The sequence below is a fragment of the Streptomyces sp. NPDC003042 genome (genome assembly GCF_053591315.1).
Genome location: NZ_JBSFTP010000034.1, coordinates 22687 through 40182 on the forward strand (window position 1 = coordinate 22687; position 17496 = coordinate 40182).

General features: G+C 72.4%; 18 protein-coding genes and 2 pseudogenes. 11 read left to right on the forward strand and 9 right to left on the reverse strand.

Annotated features, from left to right (window positions below; genetic code table 11):
* The first annotated feature begins 49 nt into the window (after positions 1–49).
* Positions 50–898 carry a TIGR02452 family protein gene (locus ACWDYJ_RS18460; protein ID WP_451566615.1) on the forward strand — a complete coding sequence of 283 codons (849 nt, stop codon included), beginning with the start codon at positions 50–52 and terminating at the stop codon, positions 896–898.
* A 155-nt stretch (positions 899–1053) separates the two neighbouring features.
* Here ACWDYJ_RS18460 and ACWDYJ_RS18465 read toward each other — a convergent pair whose 3' ends face one another.
* Positions 1054–1518: a type II toxin-antitoxin system PemK/MazF family toxin gene (locus tag ACWDYJ_RS18465; RefSeq protein ID WP_451566616.1), complete on the reverse strand. Its 465-nt coding sequence runs from the start codon at positions 1516–1518 to the stop codon at positions 1054–1056.
* A gap of 276 nt (positions 1519–1794) precedes the next feature.
* Between ACWDYJ_RS18465 and ACWDYJ_RS18470 the strand changes: the two genes are divergently transcribed.
* Positions 1795–2334: a DUF3887 domain-containing protein gene (locus ACWDYJ_RS18470; protein WP_451566617.1), complete on the forward strand. Its 540-nt coding sequence runs from the start codon at positions 1795–1797 to the stop codon at positions 2332–2334.
* Positions 2335–2582: 248 nt separating this feature from the next.
* On the opposite strand, the gene ACWDYJ_RS18475 is transcribed toward ACWDYJ_RS18470, so the two are convergent.
* Positions 2583–2750: a hypothetical protein gene (locus ACWDYJ_RS18475; RefSeq protein WP_451566618.1), complete on the reverse strand. Its 168-nt coding sequence runs from the start codon at positions 2748–2750 to the stop codon at positions 2583–2585.
* A 383-nt stretch (positions 2751–3133) separates the two neighbouring features.
* Between ACWDYJ_RS18475 and ACWDYJ_RS18480 the strand changes: the two genes are divergently transcribed.
* The 8 genes and pseudogenes from ACWDYJ_RS18480 to ACWDYJ_RS18515 all read left to right on the forward strand — a co-directional run bounded on the left by ACWDYJ_RS18480 (position 3134) and on the right by ACWDYJ_RS18515 (position 10706).
* Positions 3134–4153, forward strand: a complete 1020-nt coding sequence (locus tag ACWDYJ_RS18480) for a LacI family DNA-binding transcriptional regulator (protein ID WP_451566619.1) — start codon at positions 3134–3136, stop codon at positions 4151–4153.
* Positions 4154–4310: 157 nt separating this feature from the next.
* Positions 4311–5510 carry a thiolase family protein gene (locus ACWDYJ_RS18485; RefSeq protein WP_451566620.1) on the forward strand — a complete coding sequence of 400 codons (1200 nt, stop codon included), beginning with the start codon at positions 4311–4313 and terminating at the stop codon, positions 5508–5510.
* 150 nt (positions 5511–5660) lie between these two features.
* Positions 5661–7100, forward strand: a complete 1440-nt coding sequence (locus ACWDYJ_RS18490) for an aldehyde dehydrogenase family protein (RefSeq protein WP_451566621.1) — start codon at positions 5661–5663, stop codon at positions 7098–7100.
* 91 nt (positions 7101–7191) lie between these two features.
* Entirely contained in the window at positions 7192–7593 is a 402-nt protein-coding gene (locus tag ACWDYJ_RS18495) for a thioredoxin family protein (RefSeq protein ID WP_451566622.1), read from the forward strand.
* A 43-nt stretch (positions 7594–7636) separates the two neighbouring features.
* Positions 7637–9067, forward strand: a complete 1431-nt coding sequence (locus ACWDYJ_RS18500) for a dihydrolipoyl dehydrogenase family protein (protein ID WP_451566623.1) — start codon at positions 7637–7639, stop codon at positions 9065–9067.
* A gap of 52 nt (positions 9068–9119) precedes the next feature.
* Positions 9120–9493 (forward strand): annotated as a pseudogene (locus tag ACWDYJ_RS18505) (hypothetical protein); the annotation flags it as partial.
* 251 nt (positions 9494–9744) lie between these two features.
* Positions 9745–9897 carry a hypothetical protein gene (locus ACWDYJ_RS18510; protein ID WP_451566624.1) on the forward strand — a complete coding sequence of 51 codons (153 nt, stop codon included), beginning with the start codon at positions 9745–9747 and terminating at the stop codon, positions 9895–9897.
* A gap of 41 nt (positions 9898–9938) precedes the next feature.
* Positions 9939–10706, forward strand: a complete 768-nt coding sequence (locus ACWDYJ_RS18515; protein WP_451566625.1) for a metallophosphoesterase — start codon at positions 9939–9941, stop codon at positions 10704–10706.
* Here ACWDYJ_RS18515 and ACWDYJ_RS18520 read toward each other — a convergent pair.
* The 7 genes and pseudogenes from ACWDYJ_RS18520 to ACWDYJ_RS18550 all read right to left on the reverse strand — a co-directional run bounded on the left by ACWDYJ_RS18520 (position 10679) and on the right by ACWDYJ_RS18550 (position 15395).
* Positions 10679–10981 carry a DUF2087 domain-containing protein gene (locus tag ACWDYJ_RS18520; RefSeq protein ID WP_451566626.1) on the reverse strand — a complete coding sequence of 101 codons (303 nt, stop codon included), beginning with the start codon at positions 10979–10981 and terminating at the stop codon, positions 10679–10681. The two genes, ACWDYJ_RS18515 and ACWDYJ_RS18520, sit on opposite strands and share 28 nt — an antisense overlap.
* 128 nt (positions 10982–11109) lie before the next feature.
* Positions 11110–11760 carry a hypothetical protein gene (locus tag ACWDYJ_RS18525; RefSeq protein WP_451566627.1) on the reverse strand — a complete coding sequence of 217 codons (651 nt, stop codon included), beginning with the start codon at positions 11758–11760 and terminating at the stop codon, positions 11110–11112.
* Complete coding sequence (locus ACWDYJ_RS18530) at positions 11757–12200, reverse strand: DUF6114 domain-containing protein (protein ID WP_451566628.1); 444 nt, start codon at positions 12198–12200, stop codon at positions 11757–11759. Before ACWDYJ_RS18530 ends, ACWDYJ_RS18525 begins: the two co-directional genes overlap by 4 nt.
* Positions 12191–12748: a DUF6230 family protein gene (locus ACWDYJ_RS18535; RefSeq protein WP_451566656.1), complete on the reverse strand. Its 558-nt coding sequence runs from the start codon at positions 12746–12748 to the stop codon at positions 12191–12193. Before ACWDYJ_RS18535 ends, ACWDYJ_RS18530 begins: the two co-directional genes overlap by 10 nt.
* Before the next feature lie 224 nt (positions 12749–12972).
* Positions 12973–13752 carry a MerR family transcriptional regulator gene (locus tag ACWDYJ_RS18540; RefSeq protein ID WP_451566629.1) on the reverse strand — a complete coding sequence of 260 codons (780 nt, stop codon included), beginning with the start codon at positions 13750–13752 and terminating at the stop codon, positions 12973–12975.
* 27 nt (positions 13753–13779) lie between these two features.
* Entirely contained in the window at positions 13780–14976 is a 1197-nt protein-coding gene (locus tag ACWDYJ_RS18545) for a methyltransferase (RefSeq protein ID WP_451566657.1), read from the reverse strand.
* 70 nt (positions 14977–15046) lie between these two features.
* Positions 15047–15395: pseudogene (locus tag ACWDYJ_RS18550) on the reverse strand (tetratricopeptide repeat protein).
* A gap of 154 nt (positions 15396–15549) precedes the next feature.
* Between ACWDYJ_RS18550 and ACWDYJ_RS18555 the strand changes: the two are divergent.
* Positions 15550–16515, forward strand: a complete 966-nt coding sequence (locus ACWDYJ_RS18555) for a pirin family protein (RefSeq protein ID WP_451566630.1) — start codon at positions 15550–15552, stop codon at positions 16513–16515.
* Positions 16516–17496: the final 981 nt, after the last annotated feature.

A 17496-nucleotide genomic window follows, 5' to 3' on the forward strand; every position in this document is an offset into this window, starting at 1 on the left:
GGGCACAAATACCTTTGCCGTTCCGGAACCCGCGCCGCAGGATGGCGGCGTGAGCAGCAGATTGCGTGAGGTGGCGCGGGAGAACGCGCAGATCCTGGCGGCCGGCGAGTACCGGACGCGGTCGGGACGGCGGATCTCCCTCGCCGCCGCCCTGGCGGAAGCCAAGGCCGGAACCAGGATATATGGGCCGAACCGGGCTATTCCAGGCGAAGCGCCTGTAGGTGGGGGCGGCGGGACCGCGTTCGAGGTCACGGGGGAGAGCAGCACGGTCGCCGCGCGCCGCCTCGCGGAGGACGGCGCGGGAGCCGAACCGGTGGCGGTGCTGAACTTCGCCTCGGCCCGAAACCCCGGGGGCGGCTACGTACGCGGGGCCAAGGCCCAGGAGGAGGCGCTGTGCCGCGCCTCGGCGCTGTACGAGACGCTGCTGGAGGCGCCGGAGTACTACGAGGTCCACCGCGCGGAGAAGAGCACCTTCTACACCGACCGGGTGATTCACTCGCCCGGGGTCCCGGTCTTCCGCGACGACCGCGGGGAGCTGCTGGAAACGCCCTTCCGGGCCGGCTTCCTCACCTCCCCGGCCCCGAACGCCGGCACCATCCGCCGCCAGGAGCCGCAGCGCGTGCACGAGATCCCCGCCGCCCTCGCCCGGCGGGCGGAGCTCGTCCTGGAGGTCGCGGCGCTGCACGGGTACCGGCGGGTAGTGCTGGGGGCGTGGGGGTGCGGCGTGTTCCAGAACGACCCGGCACAGGTGGCGGAGGCCTTCCGGGCCCTGCTCGCGGGACGCTTCGCGGGGGCGTTCGAGCGGGTCGTGTTCGGGGTACTGGACCGCGATCCGCAGACGCGCGAGGCCTTCGCCCGCGCCTTTGACGCGGGCGCGTCCGCCGGTCCGGCGGCCTGATCGGGCGCCTCCGGCGGTCGGGCGGCCCGACAGGGCGAGGCCGGCCGGGTCGGGCGGCCCGGCGGCCCGACCGGGCGTGCCGGGCGTGCCGGGCGCCTTGCGGGTCCGCCGGCCGGGCCGCCGTAAGGGGGAGGGCCGGGCCGCGAGCGGGGCCGTCAGTGCCAGCCGTAGCGCTCCCGCAACCGGTCGACCACCAACTGGAACCGCCCCCGGTCCAGCGCGCACGCCTCCCGCCGCATCCCGGACTCACACAGCCGCAGCACCCGGTCCAGGTCCACCCAGGACTCGCGCCCCGCGCTGTCCCACGGCCCGGAACCGATCGGCACCCACTCCCGGTCGGAGTCGTGCCGCTTGCTGGACAGCTGTACGGCGAGCAGCGTGCTCCCCGTCGCTTCCCGCGCGACGACCAGCACGGGACGGTCCTTGCCCCTGCCGTCGTTCTCCTCGAACGGGACCCAGGTCCATACGATCTCACCGGGGTCGGGATCCCCGTCGTGATCCGGGGCGTACGAGGTCCGCACCCGGCCGATGGCGTGCGGATCCGCCTCGGTGGTGGCGCCGTTCCCGTCCCGTCCGGGCTGCTCGATGTAACCGCTGCTCTGATGCGAAAGTGCCGTCATCCAGGGGAGATTACTGGGCTCTTACGGTCCCTGTCGCACTGCCTGGATCAGCGGCTTCTCCCCGGCTCGTCGCGTACTTCCTCGGGCTCCGCCACCGCGGCTACGACTTCCGTTCCCGCGGTGGGCGTTGCCCTCGACATGCTGCTGGGAACACCACGTCGTCGCCGACTCGTGCTCGTCCGCGCACACGCTCGCCAAGTGCTGGCCGGCGCCACTGAAGCGGACGGCTGGAGGGACCTGCTCCCAGACATGCGAGGGGAGGGGGAGCGGAGCAAGATGGACGTATTCAGACCCACCAAGCTCGAGAAAGCCGTGGTCCTGATGCCTGACAAAGACACACCGCTCAGCGGCAAGCGGCAACTGGCGCAGGTGGTAGCCACTGTCACGCTGGCCGCCTGCACGCTGTTGCCGGCCAACGGTTTCGCGCTGGCCGCGATGCAGGTCCACGCCACCACGACGGTCGCGGGCCCGGCCGCGGCAGCACCCCCGGCTCAGACTCGATACGACCGGATCGCCACTCAGACGCTCAACGACATCGTGAACGGCGACTTCACCGCCGCCACCGCGAACTTTGATGCGACGCTACGCAAGCTGCTGCCCCCAGACGCCCTCGCGGCGGCCTGGGAGGCATACCAGGACAAGTTCGGACGCTATCAGTCACACGGGGCTCCCAAGGACGTCGCAGTCGGCGAGTTCACCGTGGTCAACGTGCCGCTGCGCATGGAACGCCAGCCCGGGGAGTTCCGCGTGAGCTTCCACGAGGACGGAAGCATCGCCGGTCTGTGGTTCCTCGAGCCAGGAGTGCCGACCTCGTAGACCAACCCACGGACCTCGAAGCCGTGCTCCTTGAGGAGCACCGCCCGCTCCCGTGTGATCAGGAAGTTCGGGTCGGCGAGCTGTACGAGCGAGGGGACCACTGGCGCCGCCGGCAGTGGGGGTCCGGGCCGAGCAACCGGGGCCAGGCCCCAGGGCGGTGGCCTCTTCCCCAGCTGGCGCCGTGCCCCCGTAGGTCGACGACGATCACGCGGTACCGGAGGTCGTCGCGCGCGGGGCCGACCCGGCGCCTACGGGTCTCTACGGGAAGAGATGGCGGGCCAGGCGGAGTGGGGTGAAACTCCCGCCACGGACAGTGCGGCGACGACGACGGTGATGAGCAGGATCGTGTCGGCGAAGCCGAGCGGCAGCATCGCCGGTATCGCGGCGAGCTCGCCGACCAGGATCCAGGGCGGCACCGTCCGCTGTGGTCGGACAGGGCGTTGGCGGCCGGGTTGAAGATGGTCGCGAAGATCGCCGAGACCCCAGCGATCAGGCCGAAGTTGGAGACCGGTCCGCCGGGTCGATGTGTTCGACCTGGAGGGCGTACACGGCGGTGTTGCCGACGAGCAGCAGTGGGAGCGGGCCGCGCCCGGGCGGGGGTGCGGCGGATGTCGCGAGGGCGGGGTGCGAGGAGCACCACAGGTGACGGCACGGCGTGAAACGTGATGCGGCACATTGCGGTATCAGACGTGACACCGGGCAGTGGCACGTGTCACTGAATCGTGCAACCGTATGGAGCATCCGATTCCGGCCATCCGCCAGCCCCTGGGCACAACCGGTCTGGAAGGATGCCACCGCAATGTCTCACTCACCGAAGTCGCCCAACCCGCCCGCTGCTCCCGTGCCGACCAGCGCCGATGTGGCCCGCCTCGCGGGCGTTTCGCGCGCGACGGTCTCGTACGTCCTCAACAACGCCAAGGCCGTACGCATCAGTGAGCCGACGCGCCGCAAGGTCCGCGAGGCCGCCGAGGAACTCGGCTACGTTCCGCACGCCGCCGCCCGCAGTCTGCGCGCCGGGCACACCCGGATCGTGCTGCTGCCCACCTCCCACGTGCCGGTCGGCCCGCTCTACAGCACCTTCCTCAACGAGCTCCAGTGGGCGCTGCGCCGCCTCGACTACACCGTCGTGCAGTACGGCAGCCTCGGCCTGAGCGGGGACGAGGCCGCCCGCGCCTGGGCCGAGCTGCGGCCCGTCGCGGTGATCTCGCTGGGGGAGATCACCCTGTCCCCGCACAACGTCGCCACCCTCAAGCGGGCCGGCGCCCGCGCGGTGATCACGCTGGGCCCGGTCGGCGTGCCGGGCGCGCACGCGCTGGTCATGGACCAGGCCGAGGTCGGGGCCCGGGCCGCCGCCCACCTCGTCGAGCGCGGTCGCCGCCGCATCGGCGTGATCGTCCCGCGCGAGGAGGGGCTGGAGTTGTTCTCCGCCCCCCGTCTGGCCGGGGCCCGCGCGGTCGCGGGCGCCGGTATCGAGGCGCTCCCGATGGCCTACACCGAGGAGTCGGCCGCCGCCCTCGCCGCCCGCTGGCGTCTCCTCGGCCTGGACGCGGCCTTCGCGTACAACGACGAGTACGCGATGCTGCTGATGCGCGCCCTCCAGGACGAGGGCCTGCGCATCCCGGAGGACGTGGCCGTCATGGGCGCCGACGACCTGCTCATCGGCCGGCTGCTGCGGCCCCGGCTGAGCACGGTCCGGATCGAGATGCCGACGGGGGACCATCTGGCGTCGCTGGTGGACCGGGCGGTGCGCGAGCCGTCCGAGATCACCGAACGGCACGACCTGATGGCTGCGCTGGCGGTCCACCGCGAATCGACCTGACGGCCGGCCCCCGCCGCAGGAGGCCGTTGACAGGCGGTGACCTGCGGACGGAGACTGCGGGCGCGCCCCACCGGGCGTGCACGGTGGCGTGTCACAGTGCCCACAAAAATGGCACCGGTGCGCCCCCGCCCGTACGGATCCGCCCAGGAGAGCCGCCATGAGCATCCGCACCGTCCGCGACGTGTACGTCGTCGACGCCGTCCGCACCCCGATCGGCAAGTTCGGCGGGGCCTTCGCCGGAGTCCGGCCGGACGACCTGGCCGCCCATGTGGTGCGCGCCCTGGTGGACCGTACGCCCGGCCTCGACCCGGCCCGGATCGACGACGTCGTCTTCGGCGACGCCAACGGCGCGGGCGAGGACAACCGGGACGTCGCGCGCATGGCGGTGCTGCTCGCCGGCCTGCCCGTGACCGTCCCCGGGGTCACCGTCAACCGGCTCTGCGGTTCCGGCCTCGAAGCCGTGATCCAGGCCGCCCGCGCCATCGCGCTCGGCGACGCCTCCGTCGCCATCGCGGGCGGCGTCGAGTCGATGAGCCGCGCCCCCTGGGTGATGCAGAAGCCCGAGCGGGCCTTCCCCGCCGGCCACCAGCAGATGTGGTCCACCACCCTCGGCTGGCGGATGACCAACCCGAGGATGCCGGCGGAGTGGACGGCTTCCCTCGGCGAGGGCGCCGAACTCGTCGCGGACAAGCACGGCATCACCCGCGAGGCGCAGGACGCCTTCGCCCTGGACAGTCACCGCAAGGCCGCTGCCGCCTGGTCCGCCGGGCACTACGCCGCCGAGGTCGTCCCGTACGCCGGGGTGGACCTCGTACGGGACGAGTGCATCCGCGAGGGATCCACCCCGCAGTCCCTGGCCCGCCTCAAGCCCGCCTTCCGCACGGACGGTTCCGGTACGGTCACGGCCGCGAACGCCTCCCCGCTCAACGACGGCGCCGCCGCCCTGCTGCTGACCGACGAGGTCGGGCTGGCCGCCACGGGCCGGGAGCCGCTCGCCCGGATCAGCGCCTCCGCCGTCACCGGGATCGAGCCGCAACTCTTCGGCCTGGGACCGGTGGAAGCAGTCGAGCGGGCGCTCGCCAAGGCGGGCCGCCGACTCCCGGACCTGACCGCCTTCGAACTCAACGAGGCTTTCGCCGCACAGGCGTTGGGCTGCCTCGCGGCCTGGCCGGAGCTGGACCCGGCCGTGGTCAACCCGCGCGGCGGGGCCATCGCGATCGGCCATCCGCTCGGCGCCTCGGGCGCCCGGCTGGCCGGCTCGGTCGCCCACCAGCTGGCGGCGGCCGGTTCGGGTACGGGCATGGCGGCGCTGTGCATCGGCGTCGGGCAGGGCATCGCGCTCGTCCTGGAGCGTTGAACTCGCGGGCGCCGCGCGGCTGTCGATCATTTCCGGTCACGGACATCCTCAACTGCCCTATAACTGAACAGAAGTGGTGCCTCCGGTCTGGCACGATGGCGCGTGCTGCCGCCCCACCGCCCCGCCCAGTCCCCCCGGAGGCCCCGCGCCATGCCGCTCCTCGACCCGACGCTCTGGCAGGACGGACCCACGCTCACCGGCGGTACGGCCCCGGTCGTCGAACCCGCGACCGGACGCACCCTCGCCACCATCGACCTCGCCGCGCCCGCCGACGTCGCGGTGGCCGCCGTACGGGCCCAGGCGGCGCAGCGGGACTGGGCGCGCGCCACGCACCTGGAGCGGGCGGCCGTGCTGCGCCGGGCCGGGGACCTGTTCGCCGCCCACGCCGACGAGCTGCGGGACTGGCTCGTGCGGGAGTCGGGATCCATACCCGGCAAGGCCGACTTCGAGCTGCACGTCGCCGCGCAGGAGTGCTACGAGGCCGCCGCGCTGGCCTCCCGGCCGACCGGACAGGTGCTGCCCAGCGAGGCGCCCCGGCTGTCCTTCACCCGCCGGATCCCGGCGGGGGTGGTCGGGGTCGTCGCCCCCTTCAACGCGCCGCTGATCCTGTCGATCCGCTCCGTCGCCCCGGCGCTCGCGCTCGGCAACGCGGTGCTCCTCAAGCCGGACCGGCGCACCGCCGTCTGCGGCGGGCTGGCCCTGGCCGCCGTCCTGGCGGCCGCCGGACTTCCGGCCGGGCTGCTGCACGTACTGCCGGGGGACGCCGCGACGGGGGCCGCGGTGGTCGCCGACCCGCGCGTGCGGGTGATCTCCTTCACCGGATCCACCGCCGCCGGCCGGGCCGTCGGCGAGCTGGCGGGCCGCCATATCAAGCGCGCACACCTGGAGTTGGGTGGCAACTCGGCGCTCGTCGTGCTCGCCGACGCCGACATCGAGGCCGCCGTCGCCCAGGCCTCCTGGGGCTCCTTCTTCCACCAGGGCCAGATCTGCATGACCGCCGGACGGCACCTCGTCCACGCCTCGCTCTACGACGAGTACGTGGAGCGGCTCGCCGCCCGGGCCGAGGACCTCGCCGTCGGGGACCCGTACCGGGAGCGGGTGCACCTCGGCCCGCTGCTCGACGACGCCCAGTTGGAGCGGGTCCACGCGCTGGTGGAGGCGAGCACCGCGCAGGGCGCCAAACTCATCGCCGGAGGCACCCACCGGGGCCTCTTCTACCGGCCGACCGTACTGGCCGGGGTGTCCGACGACACCCCCGCCTACGCGGAGGAGGTCTTCGGCCCGGTGGCGCCCGTACGGTCCTTCGCGACGCGGGACGAAGCGGTGGAACTGGCCTCGGCGGGCCCGTACGGGCTCTCGCTGGGCATCGTCACCCGCGACGTGGCGCAGGGGCTGGAGCTGGCCGAACGCATCCCGACCGGGATCGCCCACATCAACGACCAGACGGTGAACGACGAGGCGGTGGCCCCTTTCGGCGGAGTGGGCGTCTCCGGTACGGGTGCCCGGTTCGGAGGCGAGGCGAACCTCGACGCCTTCACGGAACTGCGCTGGACCACGGCCCGCACCACCCCGCCCGGCCACCCGTTCTGACCCCTCCGGATATGACGCGGCAGTGCGCGGAATTCGGCGGGCGGCTCGATCGTTCAAGCAGGACACGCAGCAAACAGGAGGTCTGGACACCGTGGCTACAGTCGAGCTCACCAAGGAGAACTTCGACCAGACGGTCAGCGAGAACCCGTTCGTGCTGATCGACTTCTGGGCGGGCTGGTGCCGGCCCTGCCTGCAGTTCGCCCCGGTCTACGAGAAGGCCGCGCAGGCCAATCCCGACCTGGTCTTCGCCAAGGTGGACACCGAGGCGCAGCAGGAGCTGGCATCGGCCTTCCAGATCACCTCGATCCCGACGCTGATGATCGTCCGCGACCAGGTGGCCGTGTTCGCGCAGCCCGGAGCGCTGCCGGAGGCCGCGCTCACCGACCTCATCGGGCAGGCTCGCGCGCTCGACATGGACCAGGTCCGGGCCCAGATCGCCGAGTCGCAGCAGCCGAAGGCGGAGGGGGAGGCCCCCGGCGCGCCGGAGGCCTGAGATTGCCGGACCCGGCCCCTGGGCTGCGGTGACACTGGACCGCATGACTGGTGCGGTGGAGTACGACGTCGTGGTGCTCGGCGGAGGTCCGGCCGGCGAGAACGTCGCCGACCGGACTCGCGCCGCCGGGCTCACTACGGCCCTGGTGGAGAGCGAGCTCGTCGGCGGCGAATGCTCGTACTGGGCCTGTGTGCCGAGCAAGGCGCTGCTGCGCCCGGTGCTGGCCCGGGCCGACGCGCGCAAGGTGCCGGGGCTGGCCGGATCCGTCGAGTGGCCGCTCGACGTGGAGGCGGTGTTCGAGCACCGCGACTACTGGACGGGGCACTGGAAGGACGACGGCCAGCTCGACTGGCTGGAGTCCATCGGAGCCCATCTGTACCGGGGTCACGGGCGGCTCTACGGAATCCGCAAGGTGGCCGTCACCAGCCCCGAGGGGGAGCACCACGTGCTCGCCGCCCGGCACGCGGTGGTGGTCGCCACCGGCAGCCGGGCCATGATCCCGCACGTTCCCGGGATCGCCGGGGCCCGGCCGTGGACCAGCCGCGAAGCCACCTCCGCGCAGGAGGCGCCCGGCCGGCTGCTGATCGTCGGCGGCTCTGTCGTGGCCGCCGAGATGGCCACGGCATGGCAGTCCTTGGGATCACATGTCACCGTGCTCGCACGCGGATCACGGCTGCTGTCGCGCATGGAACCCTTCGCGGGCGAGCTGGTCGCCGAGGCACTCGCCGACGCCGGCGCGGTGGTGCGTACCGGCGTGTCGGTCGAGGCCGTCGTACGGGACGGTTCGACCGGCCCCGTCACCGTGGTGCTGGAGGGCGGCGAAACCCTGGAGGGCGACGAACTGCTGATGGCGACCGGCCGCGCGCCGCAGACCGACGACATCGGACTGGACACGGTCGGCCTGATGCCCGGCGACTGGATCGAGGTCGACGAGAGCTGCCGGGTCCCCGGGCACGACTGGCTGTACGCCGTCGGAGACGTGAACCACCGCGCGCTCGTCACCCACCAGGGCAAGTACCAGGCGCGGATCGCGGGCGCGGCCATCGCCGCCCGCGCGGCGGGCGCCCCCGCCCTCGACACCGCACGCTGGGGCGCACACGCGGCCACCGCCGACACCCAGGCCCTTCCGCAGGCGGTGTTCACCGACCCGGAGGCGGCAGCCGTCGGTCTCACCCTGGCCGAGGCGGAGCGGGCCGGCCACCGCGTACGCGCGGTCGACTACGACCTCGGCAAGGTCTCGGGCGCGGGCCTGTACGCCGACGGATACCGGGGCCGGGCCAGGATGGTCGTCGACCTCGACCGGGAGGTGCTGCTGGGGGCCACCTTCGTGGGGCCCGGCGCCGCCGAGCTCGTGCACGCGGCGACCATCGCGGTGGTGGGGGAGGTCCCGATCGACCGGTTGTGGCACGCGGTTCCGGCCTTTCCGACGATCAGCGAGATCTGGCTCCGGCTGCTGGAGACCTATCGGGGGTAACGCTGGACCGCCACGGCGGCGCAGCGGCCGAAGCGGCGGGAACCGGCCACAGGCCGGCCAGGAGAACGTCACGGTCACCGGCAGCGGTTTCAACTCCGGCCAGGCATATACGTAGGCCTCTGCGCGGTGAACGGGGCGCAGGGCGCGGGCAAGCCCACGCCCTGCCTGGGCGGTTCGGACCAGTCGGGCACCACGGGCGCCTGCCACTGGGTCCACAACACCTGCGGCGGGACCCTGCCCAACACCTCCGCCTTCGGCGCGGGCGGCACCTTCAGCGCCACCATCCACGTCAAGGCCGACCTGGGCAACGGCCAGATCTGCGGAGACACCGTCGAGTGCGCCATCGTCACGCGCGCCGACCACTTCAACTCGGCCACCCGCACGTACGACGTCCACGTCCCGGTCACCTTCGACCAGGGCCGCTAGGGCATGACACCCCACCACCCCCTCACCCCCGGCCGGGCGGGCGCGCTCACCGTCGCCGCGGCCGAGCCCCCGACGACCGGTGGCTCCTGCGGTCAGGGGGGTGTCACCGGCGGAGGTACGAGCGGGGGAGCCACGGGTGGTTCCGGTGGCCCTGACGGTTCCGGCGGTTCCGGCGGGTCCGGTGCCACGGGCGGCAGCGTCGCCGCGTCCGGCGGATCCAACGGATCCAACGGTTCGGCCGGTTCCGGCGGATGGGCCGGCGGTACGGGCTCCACCCCCACGGCGACGGTGCCCCGCTCGCCTCCACCGGCGCCGGTGTGACGGTCCTCAGCGGGGGAGCGGTCGCGCTCACCCTGACCGGCTGGATGCTGATCCGGCGCAGCCGCCCCGTCCCAACAGCCTGAGATCGTAAGGTGGTCGAGCCGCTTCGACGAAGGAGTCACCCGTGATCGTGATCGCCCATCTCAGCGATGTCCACCTCGACGGCGACCCCCGGGCCGCCGACCGTACCCGCGCCGTCATGGAGTACCTGGACGGCCTGCCGTACGACCTGGACGCCGTCCTGGTGAGCGGGGACATAGCCGATCACGGCACGGCCGCCGAGTACGGGGAAGCCCGCAAACTGCTGCTCGGATCCCGGCACCGGACGATCGTCTGCCCCGGCAACCACGACGAGCGCGTCGCCTTCCGTCAGTTCCTGCTGGGCGAGGAGACCCCGTCCGCGGAGCCGGTCGACCAGGTGCTGCGCGGCGAGGGCTTCGTGCTGGCCGTCTGCGACTCCTCCGTGCCCGGTAAGCACCACGGGTTCCTGGAGGAGTCCACGCTCGCCTGGCTCGACGGTGTCCTCACCGCCACCCCGCGCGACGTACCGGTCCTGGTCGCCTTCCACCATCCGCCGGTCCCGCTGCGGACACCGTACGTCGACGCGATCAGGCAGTTCGGCGAGGAGCGCCTCGCGGCGCTGGCCGGCCGGCACCCGCATCTGCTCGCCTTCCTGTGCGGTCACGCCCACACCGCGGCCGTGACCACCTTCGCGGGGCGGCCGCTGCTCGTGGCGCCCGGGGTGGTGTCCACCCTCCGGCTGCCGTGGGAACCTGCGACGGGAGCCGATCCCCACGTCCACCTCGACGAGCCGCCCGCCGTCGCCTTCCACGTGCTGGGCGACGACGGGCGGTTGACGACGCACTACCGGGTCGTCACCGGCCGGCGGTAGCTGCTGCCGTCGCGGGTCCGGGTGAGCAGGCCCGAGGTGATCAGGTACCGCCGCAGTGCCGAACTGTCCTCGTGCACGGTGTGCAGGGCATCGTTCACCTCGGACTCCGTGTAGTCCCGGTCCACGGCGAACAGGGTCTCGGCGAGGTGGACGAGCAACTGCTCGCGCCGGGCCGCCTTGCGCGGGATGGCGATGAGCCGTCCACCGGAGAAGAGGTCGTCGACGCCTCGCGGGGCTCGTACTGCGGGGTCATGTTGCTCGGTGATCTGTGACATGTCACCGAGCTTCGCCCCTCCCCTCCACCCCGGCAACGGATTTTCATGGACAGCCGGGCTGCCCCGTCCGCGCCGGGGTCTCCGGTACGGCGCCGGGGTTTCCCGTACGGCGCCGCCCATCGGCCGGATCAGGCGCCGACGGTGATCTGCTGCGCCGGGTCGGTGGTGTCGGTCACCTTGTAGATGGCGTTGAAGACGGAGAAGGTCGCGCTCGTCGGGCAGCCGAAGCCGCCGGTGACCTTGACCGGCACGGAGGCGTTGGTGAAGGTCAGGGTGGGCGGGGCGCCGTTCACCCAGGCCCCGCCGACGTTGGCCGCGGCCGTGGGGGCCGCCGTGACGGTGCAGTTGGCCAGGCCCGTCGTGCGGACGACGAGCCCGCCGGCCGGCACGGTCATGGTGGCGGTGGCCGGGGATCCGTTCTGCATCGACACCGACCAGGCGCCGCTGGTGGTGACCGTCGGGGTCACGCCCGCCATGCTGGAGGTGCAGGAGCTGTACGTCGGCGGCGAGATGGGCGAGGAGACGGGCCCTGCCGCGTTGTGGTTGCCGGGGGCGGCCGGCACCGTTCCGGTGGCGACGGAGACCGTGCAGGTCACCGTGACCGAACCGGCCTTGAACGTGGCCTTGCCGCTGAGGGTGGCCTTGAAGGCGTGCCCGGCCGGGGTGACGGTGGTCGACCCGGCCACCGGTAAGGGGGCGGCGGTGGCGGTGGCGGTGGCCACCGTCAGGGCGGCGGCGGCCGCCATCCCGAGGGCGAGCGCGGTGCGCGTACGGCTCATGGCTGTGCTCCTTGGGGATCGTGGTGCGGGGTGGGGGGAGGGGAAGGTTCCGGCTCGGCGGCCACGGTGGGGGCGGCGGAGCCCCCGGCGCGCTGGGCGGCGTACGGCTGCCAGGCGAACATCAGCCCGCCGCCCAGGATGCCGAGCAGGGTGCCGATCAGGAACCCGCCGAGGTTCGACAGGACCAGCGCGGCGGTGGCGATGAGCGTGGTGAGGACCCCGGCGAGGGCGCGCTGCCCGGGGGAGAACCAGGCGGCGAGCCCGAGGACGATCATGACGATCCCCATCAGGACGGACGGGATGCCCGCCACCCCCTGCTGGAGCATGATCTTCAGCGGTGCCAGCGGCAGTACGCAGATCCAGGCCCCGGCCAGGACGGCGCAGAGCCCGCCCCAGAACGGTCTGCCGCGCCGCCACCGCCGCCAGCGGCTCAGAAGCATTCCTTCTTGCCCTTGCTGACGTGCATGCTCAGCCCGGAGAGCTTGAAGGTGCCGGCGTTGGTGGCCCACGCCGTCTGCTGGAGGTCGGTGATGCTGACCGTGTCCGCCTGCTGGGCGAACAGGTCCTGCATGCCCTGTGCCTCCGCCGGCCCCTTGTCGAGGGTCGAGGCGTCGCGCCCGATCTCGATGTTGGTGAAGACGGCGTCGCCGGAGAGCTGGGTGGCGTCGACGAACAGGTTGCTCGCCTCGACGGGCCTCTTCTGACCGGCGGTCAGATTCAGTGATATGTCACCGATGACAGGAAGCGTGGTAACCACCGACTGGCAGAGGCTGTGCAGCTTCGCCTCCCTGATGGCGGTGACCGCCACCGGGATCAGCTCCTCGCGGGCGTTGACGTCGACGCTGCCGTACTGGGCGAAACCCTCGCCCTCCAGGCTCTTCGCGGACACCTTGAACTGTTGTCCCGACACCGCGAAGGAGGCGGCGAGCGCACCCTGCGCGAGGGCGATGCCGAGCCCCGCCGTCACGGCCACGGCGGGCACGGTCAGGAGCGCGAACCGGCGCCAGCGCACTCGGCCGCCGCCCAATCGGCCGCCGCCCCCGTCGCCGCCACCACCGGTGCTGTCGTCTGCCGGTGGTTCGGATAAGTGCGCTGAATCTGCCATGAGATCGTCCCTCATCTCGGCCGTGCAGCTTTGTTACCGACGAGTTGAATGTAAGAGTGCCAATGGTGGTTGGCAAGGTTGTGCGAGCGCACCCTTTCGGCCGACTCCTACTGCTCCGTACGCAGCAGTTCGGCGACCTCCGCCTCCACCCGCCGGGCCATCGCCCGCGCGAACTCCGTGGCCACGACCTCACCGGCCACCGGCCGCAGCGCGGCCACCGCACCCTTGATGTGATCCAAGTGGGCGGCCGAAAGCTGCTCCAGCCCTTCGGTGCCGATGACATGCCGCCGGAACAGGCCGACGAACCGGTCCGCGAGCGCGGCAGCCTGGACCTGTACGAAGTCCCCCGCGTCCAGGATCTCCGCCAGCGGCACGCCCTGGCGCACCAGCGCCAGCGTCGCCTCCAGCAGCCGCCGGTTCGGGTACGTGACCAGATCCCCCTCGACCCGTACGTACCCCAGCTCCGCGGCCCGCCGGGTGTGCTCGGCCGTCGCCGCCGGGCCGAACAGCTCGCGCAGCTCCGCCCGGGTCATCGTGACCGGCTCCTCCTGCACCCAGTCGCGGGTCATCTCCCGCTCCAGCCCCAGCAGTTGGGACAGTCCGCCGCCCCGCTCCCAGGCGTCCAGCAGCTCGCCGATGCCGTTGACGGTGTAGCCGCGCCCCAGCAGGTCGCTGATCAGCCGCAGCCGGGTCAGGTGGTCGTCGGAGTACCAGGCGATCCGGCCCTCCCGGCGCGGCGGCGGCAGCAGCCCGCGCTCCTGGTAGTAGCGCAGGTTGCGCACCTTGACCCCCGCCGCCCGGGCCACGTCCTCCCGGCGGTAGCGTCCCGCGCCGCCCGTCTCCCCGCTCCGCACCTGACCGCCGCTGCCGCTCCTGCTGCTGCTCACCGGCCGAGTGTAGGACGTACCGGCAGGTCACATGGGGCGCGGCCGCTCCATGCGCTTGACCGCCCGCAGGACGACGAACTTCGGCTCGCTCGCGGCGACTTCACTGTTGCCGAAGAGCCGGCGCAGGTGCGTGTGATAGCCCATGTGGCGATTGGCGACCACCCACAGCTCACCGCCCGGCCGCAGCACCTTGCGCGACTGCGCGAACATCCGCAGCGCCGTCGCGTCCGTCGTCGCCTGGTGGGAGTGGAAGGGCGGATTGCACAGCACGAGGTCCACCGACGCGGGCGGCAGCATGGCCACCCCGTCGCCGACCAGGAACTCCGCCGTCCGCCGGCCCGCGGGGACATTGGCTTCGTACGTGGCCTTCGCCGAGGCCATCGCCTGGTACGACTCGTCCGTGAACACCACTTCCGCGTCCGGGTCGGCGACCGCGACCGCCGTACCCACGACACCGTTGCCGCAGCCCAGGTCCACCACCCGGGCCCCGTCGGTGTTGGTCGGGATGTTCTGGAGGAAGAAGCGGGTGCCGACGTCGAGGCGGTCCGCGCAGAAGATCCCGGCGTGGTTGACCACGGTCAGCCCGGTGCCCGAACCCCCGTCCTCGTCCACGGTGTACGTCAGCGGCCACGGCCCGGCGGACGCCGGCCGGGTGGCCCCCGGAGTGCCCGGCGTGCAGAAGATCAGCCGGGCCTTCTTCTCCGCGAGGGAGGTCTTCGTCGGCCCGAGGATCTTCTCGAAGAGGCGCAGCGTGGAGGTGTGGATCTCCTTGACCATGCCGGCGCCCACGACCACGGTGCCCGCGTGCACGTGCGGCGCCAGCCGGTACAGCTGGTCCTCCAGCAGCGCCAGGCTCTTGGGCACCCGTACGAGCAGTACGTCGATCCGCTCCGGCGGCGGGTCCTGGGTGGTCAGCAGGGTCACCGTCGACTTGGAGGTCCCGATGCCCGCCCGGTCCAGGTTCGCCTCGGTGGCGGCCCGGGTCAGCGAGGAGTCGGTGATCTGCGTCGGGTGGTACGCGGCCAGGGCCGTCGTCAGAGCGCCCCAGCGGTCGCCGATCACGGTGATCTGCCGGTCGCCGGAGAGGTCCACCGGGCCGCGCTCGCCGGTACCGGCCTCGAGATGGTGCAGCAGGTACTCGTCGGCGGCGTCCCAGGCACGGAGCCGGTCGCGCGGGTCCGCGGGGAAGCGGGTGAGTTCGTAGGAGCCGAAAGGCGTGGTCAGGCGGTTCATATGCACCCCAGGCTATCCGAGGCGGCCGCCCGGCCCCGCATACGCGGGGCCGGAAGCCCCGCTACCCGGGGAACGTGCCCGCCATCGCGGCCGCGAGCCGCGGGTGCGGCCCCGCCTCGGCGGCCCGGCCCAGGCGCTCCAGGGTGCGGCCGAGCATCAGCCGCGCGCAGTCCTCCACCGGCCGGCGCTCCAGGATGACCCGCGGCTCCCGCTCCGCTCGGGACAGCTGAGCGCAGTGGTAGCAGGCGCGCGCGGGCAGCAGCTGGGGCGCGCGCTGCTCGGGGGCCCGGCGTGAGGCCGTCCAGGACGCGTGCGGCGGTCGCGTACTCCCTCGCTTCGAAGAAGAGCCGGCCCCGCGCCCAGCGCTCGGCTGCCGTCCCGTGCTCGCAGGACGCCCGCGGCGTGCTCATCGCGTCCCTTCCACAGACCTTTCGCGCGCTGTGACAGTCCTCCAACACCTGCCTCCCACTCCTGCCTCCCACTCCTGTCTCCGACCCCTGCCTCTTCCGCAACATTCCAGGCGACGAAGCGGCGGCGAGGCCCGGCGGGACTAAGTTGTGCCCCATGAGCAATCTCGATCGCCGGCCCGCTGTCTCCGCCTGTGGCGGCCGCGGCTTCGTCGTGGCGGAGCCCGTACGCGAGCTCCTCAGCCCGCGCACCGTCAAGCTCGGGGAATCCACCGAGGTCCGCCGCCTCCTGCCGAACCTCGGCCGCCGCATGGTCGGCGCCTGGTGCTTCGTGGACCACTACGGCCCCGACGACATCGCCGACGAGCCCGGCATGCAGGTGCCACCCCACCCGCACTCCGGCCTGCAGACCGTGAGCTGGCTGCACGAGGGCGAGGTCCTGCACCGCGACAGCGTCGGCAGCCTCGTCACGGTCCGCCCGCGCGAGCTGGGCCTGATGACCTCCGGCCGGGGCATCAGCCACTCCGAGGAGAGCCCGCGCCCGCACGCCCGCTTCCTGCACGGAGCCCAGCTGTGGGTGGCCCTTCCCGACGCCCACCGCGACGTGGCACCCCACTTCCAGCACCACATCGAACTCCCGCAGGTCACGGCCCCGGGTCTGACCGCGACGGTCATCCTCGGCACCCTGGACACGGCGACCTCGCCCGGCACGGCGTACAGCCCGATCGTCGGGGCGGACCTCACGCTGACGGCGGGCGCCGAGGCCCGCCTCCCGCTCGACCCCGACTTCGAGTACGCGGTCCTGTCGATGTCCGGCGAGGCCCACGTCGACGGCGTCCCCCTGCTGCCGGGCTCGATGCTCTACCTCGGCTGCGGCCGCACGGACCTCCCCCTGCGCGCCACCTCGGACGCGGGCCTGATGCTGCTGGGAGGCGAGCCGTTCGAGGAGGAGATCGTGATGTTCTGGAACTGGATCGGACGGTCACACGATGATATCGCGCAGGCCCGCGAGGACTGGACGAGCGGTTCCCGCTTCGGCGAGGTGAAGGGCTACGACGGCCCTCCGCTTCCGGCCCCCGAGCTCCCGCCGACGCACCTGAAGGCCAGAGGAAGAGTGCGTTGACCTGCTTGTTTGTGTGGGACGAGGGTCGGGTGCGGTGCTCGCTCCCGGCCCTCCGTTTTTGACTTCGCAGGGGAGGCCGCCGGGCACGGTGCGAGAGCCTTCGGCGCCGACGGTCGAGTCTCATGTGTTGCAGGCTGTTACCAAGTTTGGTCGAACGAATGCTGACCTTTTGCTGACTTTACTGACGAGTAGTTAGATCTGACCGCTGGCGGTCGAGTCCTCTTGCCTGCGAAGGACAGTGGTGGTCGCCGCTGTGCCGCCGGCTCCGACGATCGTGCCTTCGGGCCCGGCCGGGGCGTGCGATCCGTGGATGGAGTGTGCGTGGCGGATCTTGTGCACAAGTGACAGCGCCCTCGCCTGTTCAGTCCCCTCCGCCAGGCTGTGACGGACGTCGTGCGCGCGCCGGCGGTCTACGGCTCTGAGGTGACCGGATGCTCCAGCGGCGTGCCCTCTCTGAGGAATCGGGTGGCCGCGTCCAGAGAACCTGGAACCCACCGGGGTGTGGGCCGCCATGAGAGGGCGCCACGCCCATGGACTGCTGCTGCGGGGTGCCGAGGCATTCTCGTCCTGGTTGCCGTGGTCAAGATCGAAGGACAACGTCCAGGCGTTGCTGGACCGGCTTGAAGAGGCCGTACGGGATGTACTGCGGGATCTCCGACAGGGTCACCCACGCGACCTCAGCGATTTCGTCAGCGTCCGCCACGTGCGCAGCCCCGCCGACCACTTCGCAGGCCGTGTAGGACGCTTGCCGACTGGTGATTCCAGTGGTGGGACGCCTCGCGACAGGGTCGGCGGTTCGGCTCAGTGGTACGCCCCTGATGGGTCCATACGCGGTGGCGAACGCCGCGCAGGCGTTAGGGAGCCGGCCTGCTGCCCGGTCGCTCGGGTGACCCTGTCGAGCCCGCCCTGCGCCAGGGCGACTGCATTCGCCACGCCCGGGAGGCGAAGGTGCGGTTCGGCGCGGCGGGGGTCGGTACGTTG

Excerpts from the sequence above, each read along its gene's own strand:
- ACWDYJ_RS18465 (WP_451566616.1), bottom strand. The coding sequence starts at position 1,518 with ATGACGGCACTTTCGCATCAGAGCAGCGGTTACATCGAGCAGCCCGGA.
- ACWDYJ_RS18470 (WP_451566617.1), top strand. The coding sequence starts at position 1,795 with ATGGACGTATTCAGACCCACCAAGCTCGAGAAAGCCGTGGTCCTGATG.
- ACWDYJ_RS18480 (WP_451566619.1), top strand. The coding sequence starts at position 3,134 with ATGTCTCACTCACCGAAGTCGCCCAACCCGCCCGCTGCTCCCGTGCCG.
- ACWDYJ_RS18485 (WP_451566620.1), top strand. The coding sequence starts at position 4,311 with ATGAGCATCCGCACCGTCCGCGACGTGTACGTCGTCGACGCCGTCCGC.
- ACWDYJ_RS18490 (WP_451566621.1), top strand. The coding sequence starts at position 5,661 with ATGCCGCTCCTCGACCCGACGCTCTGGCAGGACGGACCCACGCTCACC.
- ACWDYJ_RS18500 (WP_451566623.1), top strand. The coding sequence starts at position 7,637 with ATGACTGGTGCGGTGGAGTACGACGTCGTGGTGCTCGGCGGAGGTCCG.
- ACWDYJ_RS18510 (WP_451566624.1), top strand. The coding sequence starts at position 9,745 with ATGGGCCGGCGGTACGGGCTCCACCCCCACGGCGACGGTGCCCCGCTC.
- ACWDYJ_RS18520 (WP_451566626.1), bottom strand. The coding sequence starts at position 10,981 with ATGTCACAGATCACCGAGCAACATGACCCCGCAGTACGAGCCCCGCGA.
- ACWDYJ_RS18525 (WP_451566627.1), bottom strand. The coding sequence starts at position 11,760 with ATGAGCCGTACGCGCACCGCGCTCGCCCTCGGGATGGCGGCCGCCGCC.
- ACWDYJ_RS18530 (WP_451566628.1), bottom strand. The coding sequence starts at position 12,200 with ATGCTTCTGAGCCGCTGGCGGCGGTGGCGGCGCGGCAGACCGTTCTGG.
- ACWDYJ_RS18555 (WP_451566630.1), top strand. The coding sequence starts at position 15,550 with ATGAGCAATCTCGATCGCCGGCCCGCTGTCTCCGCCTGTGGCGGCCGC.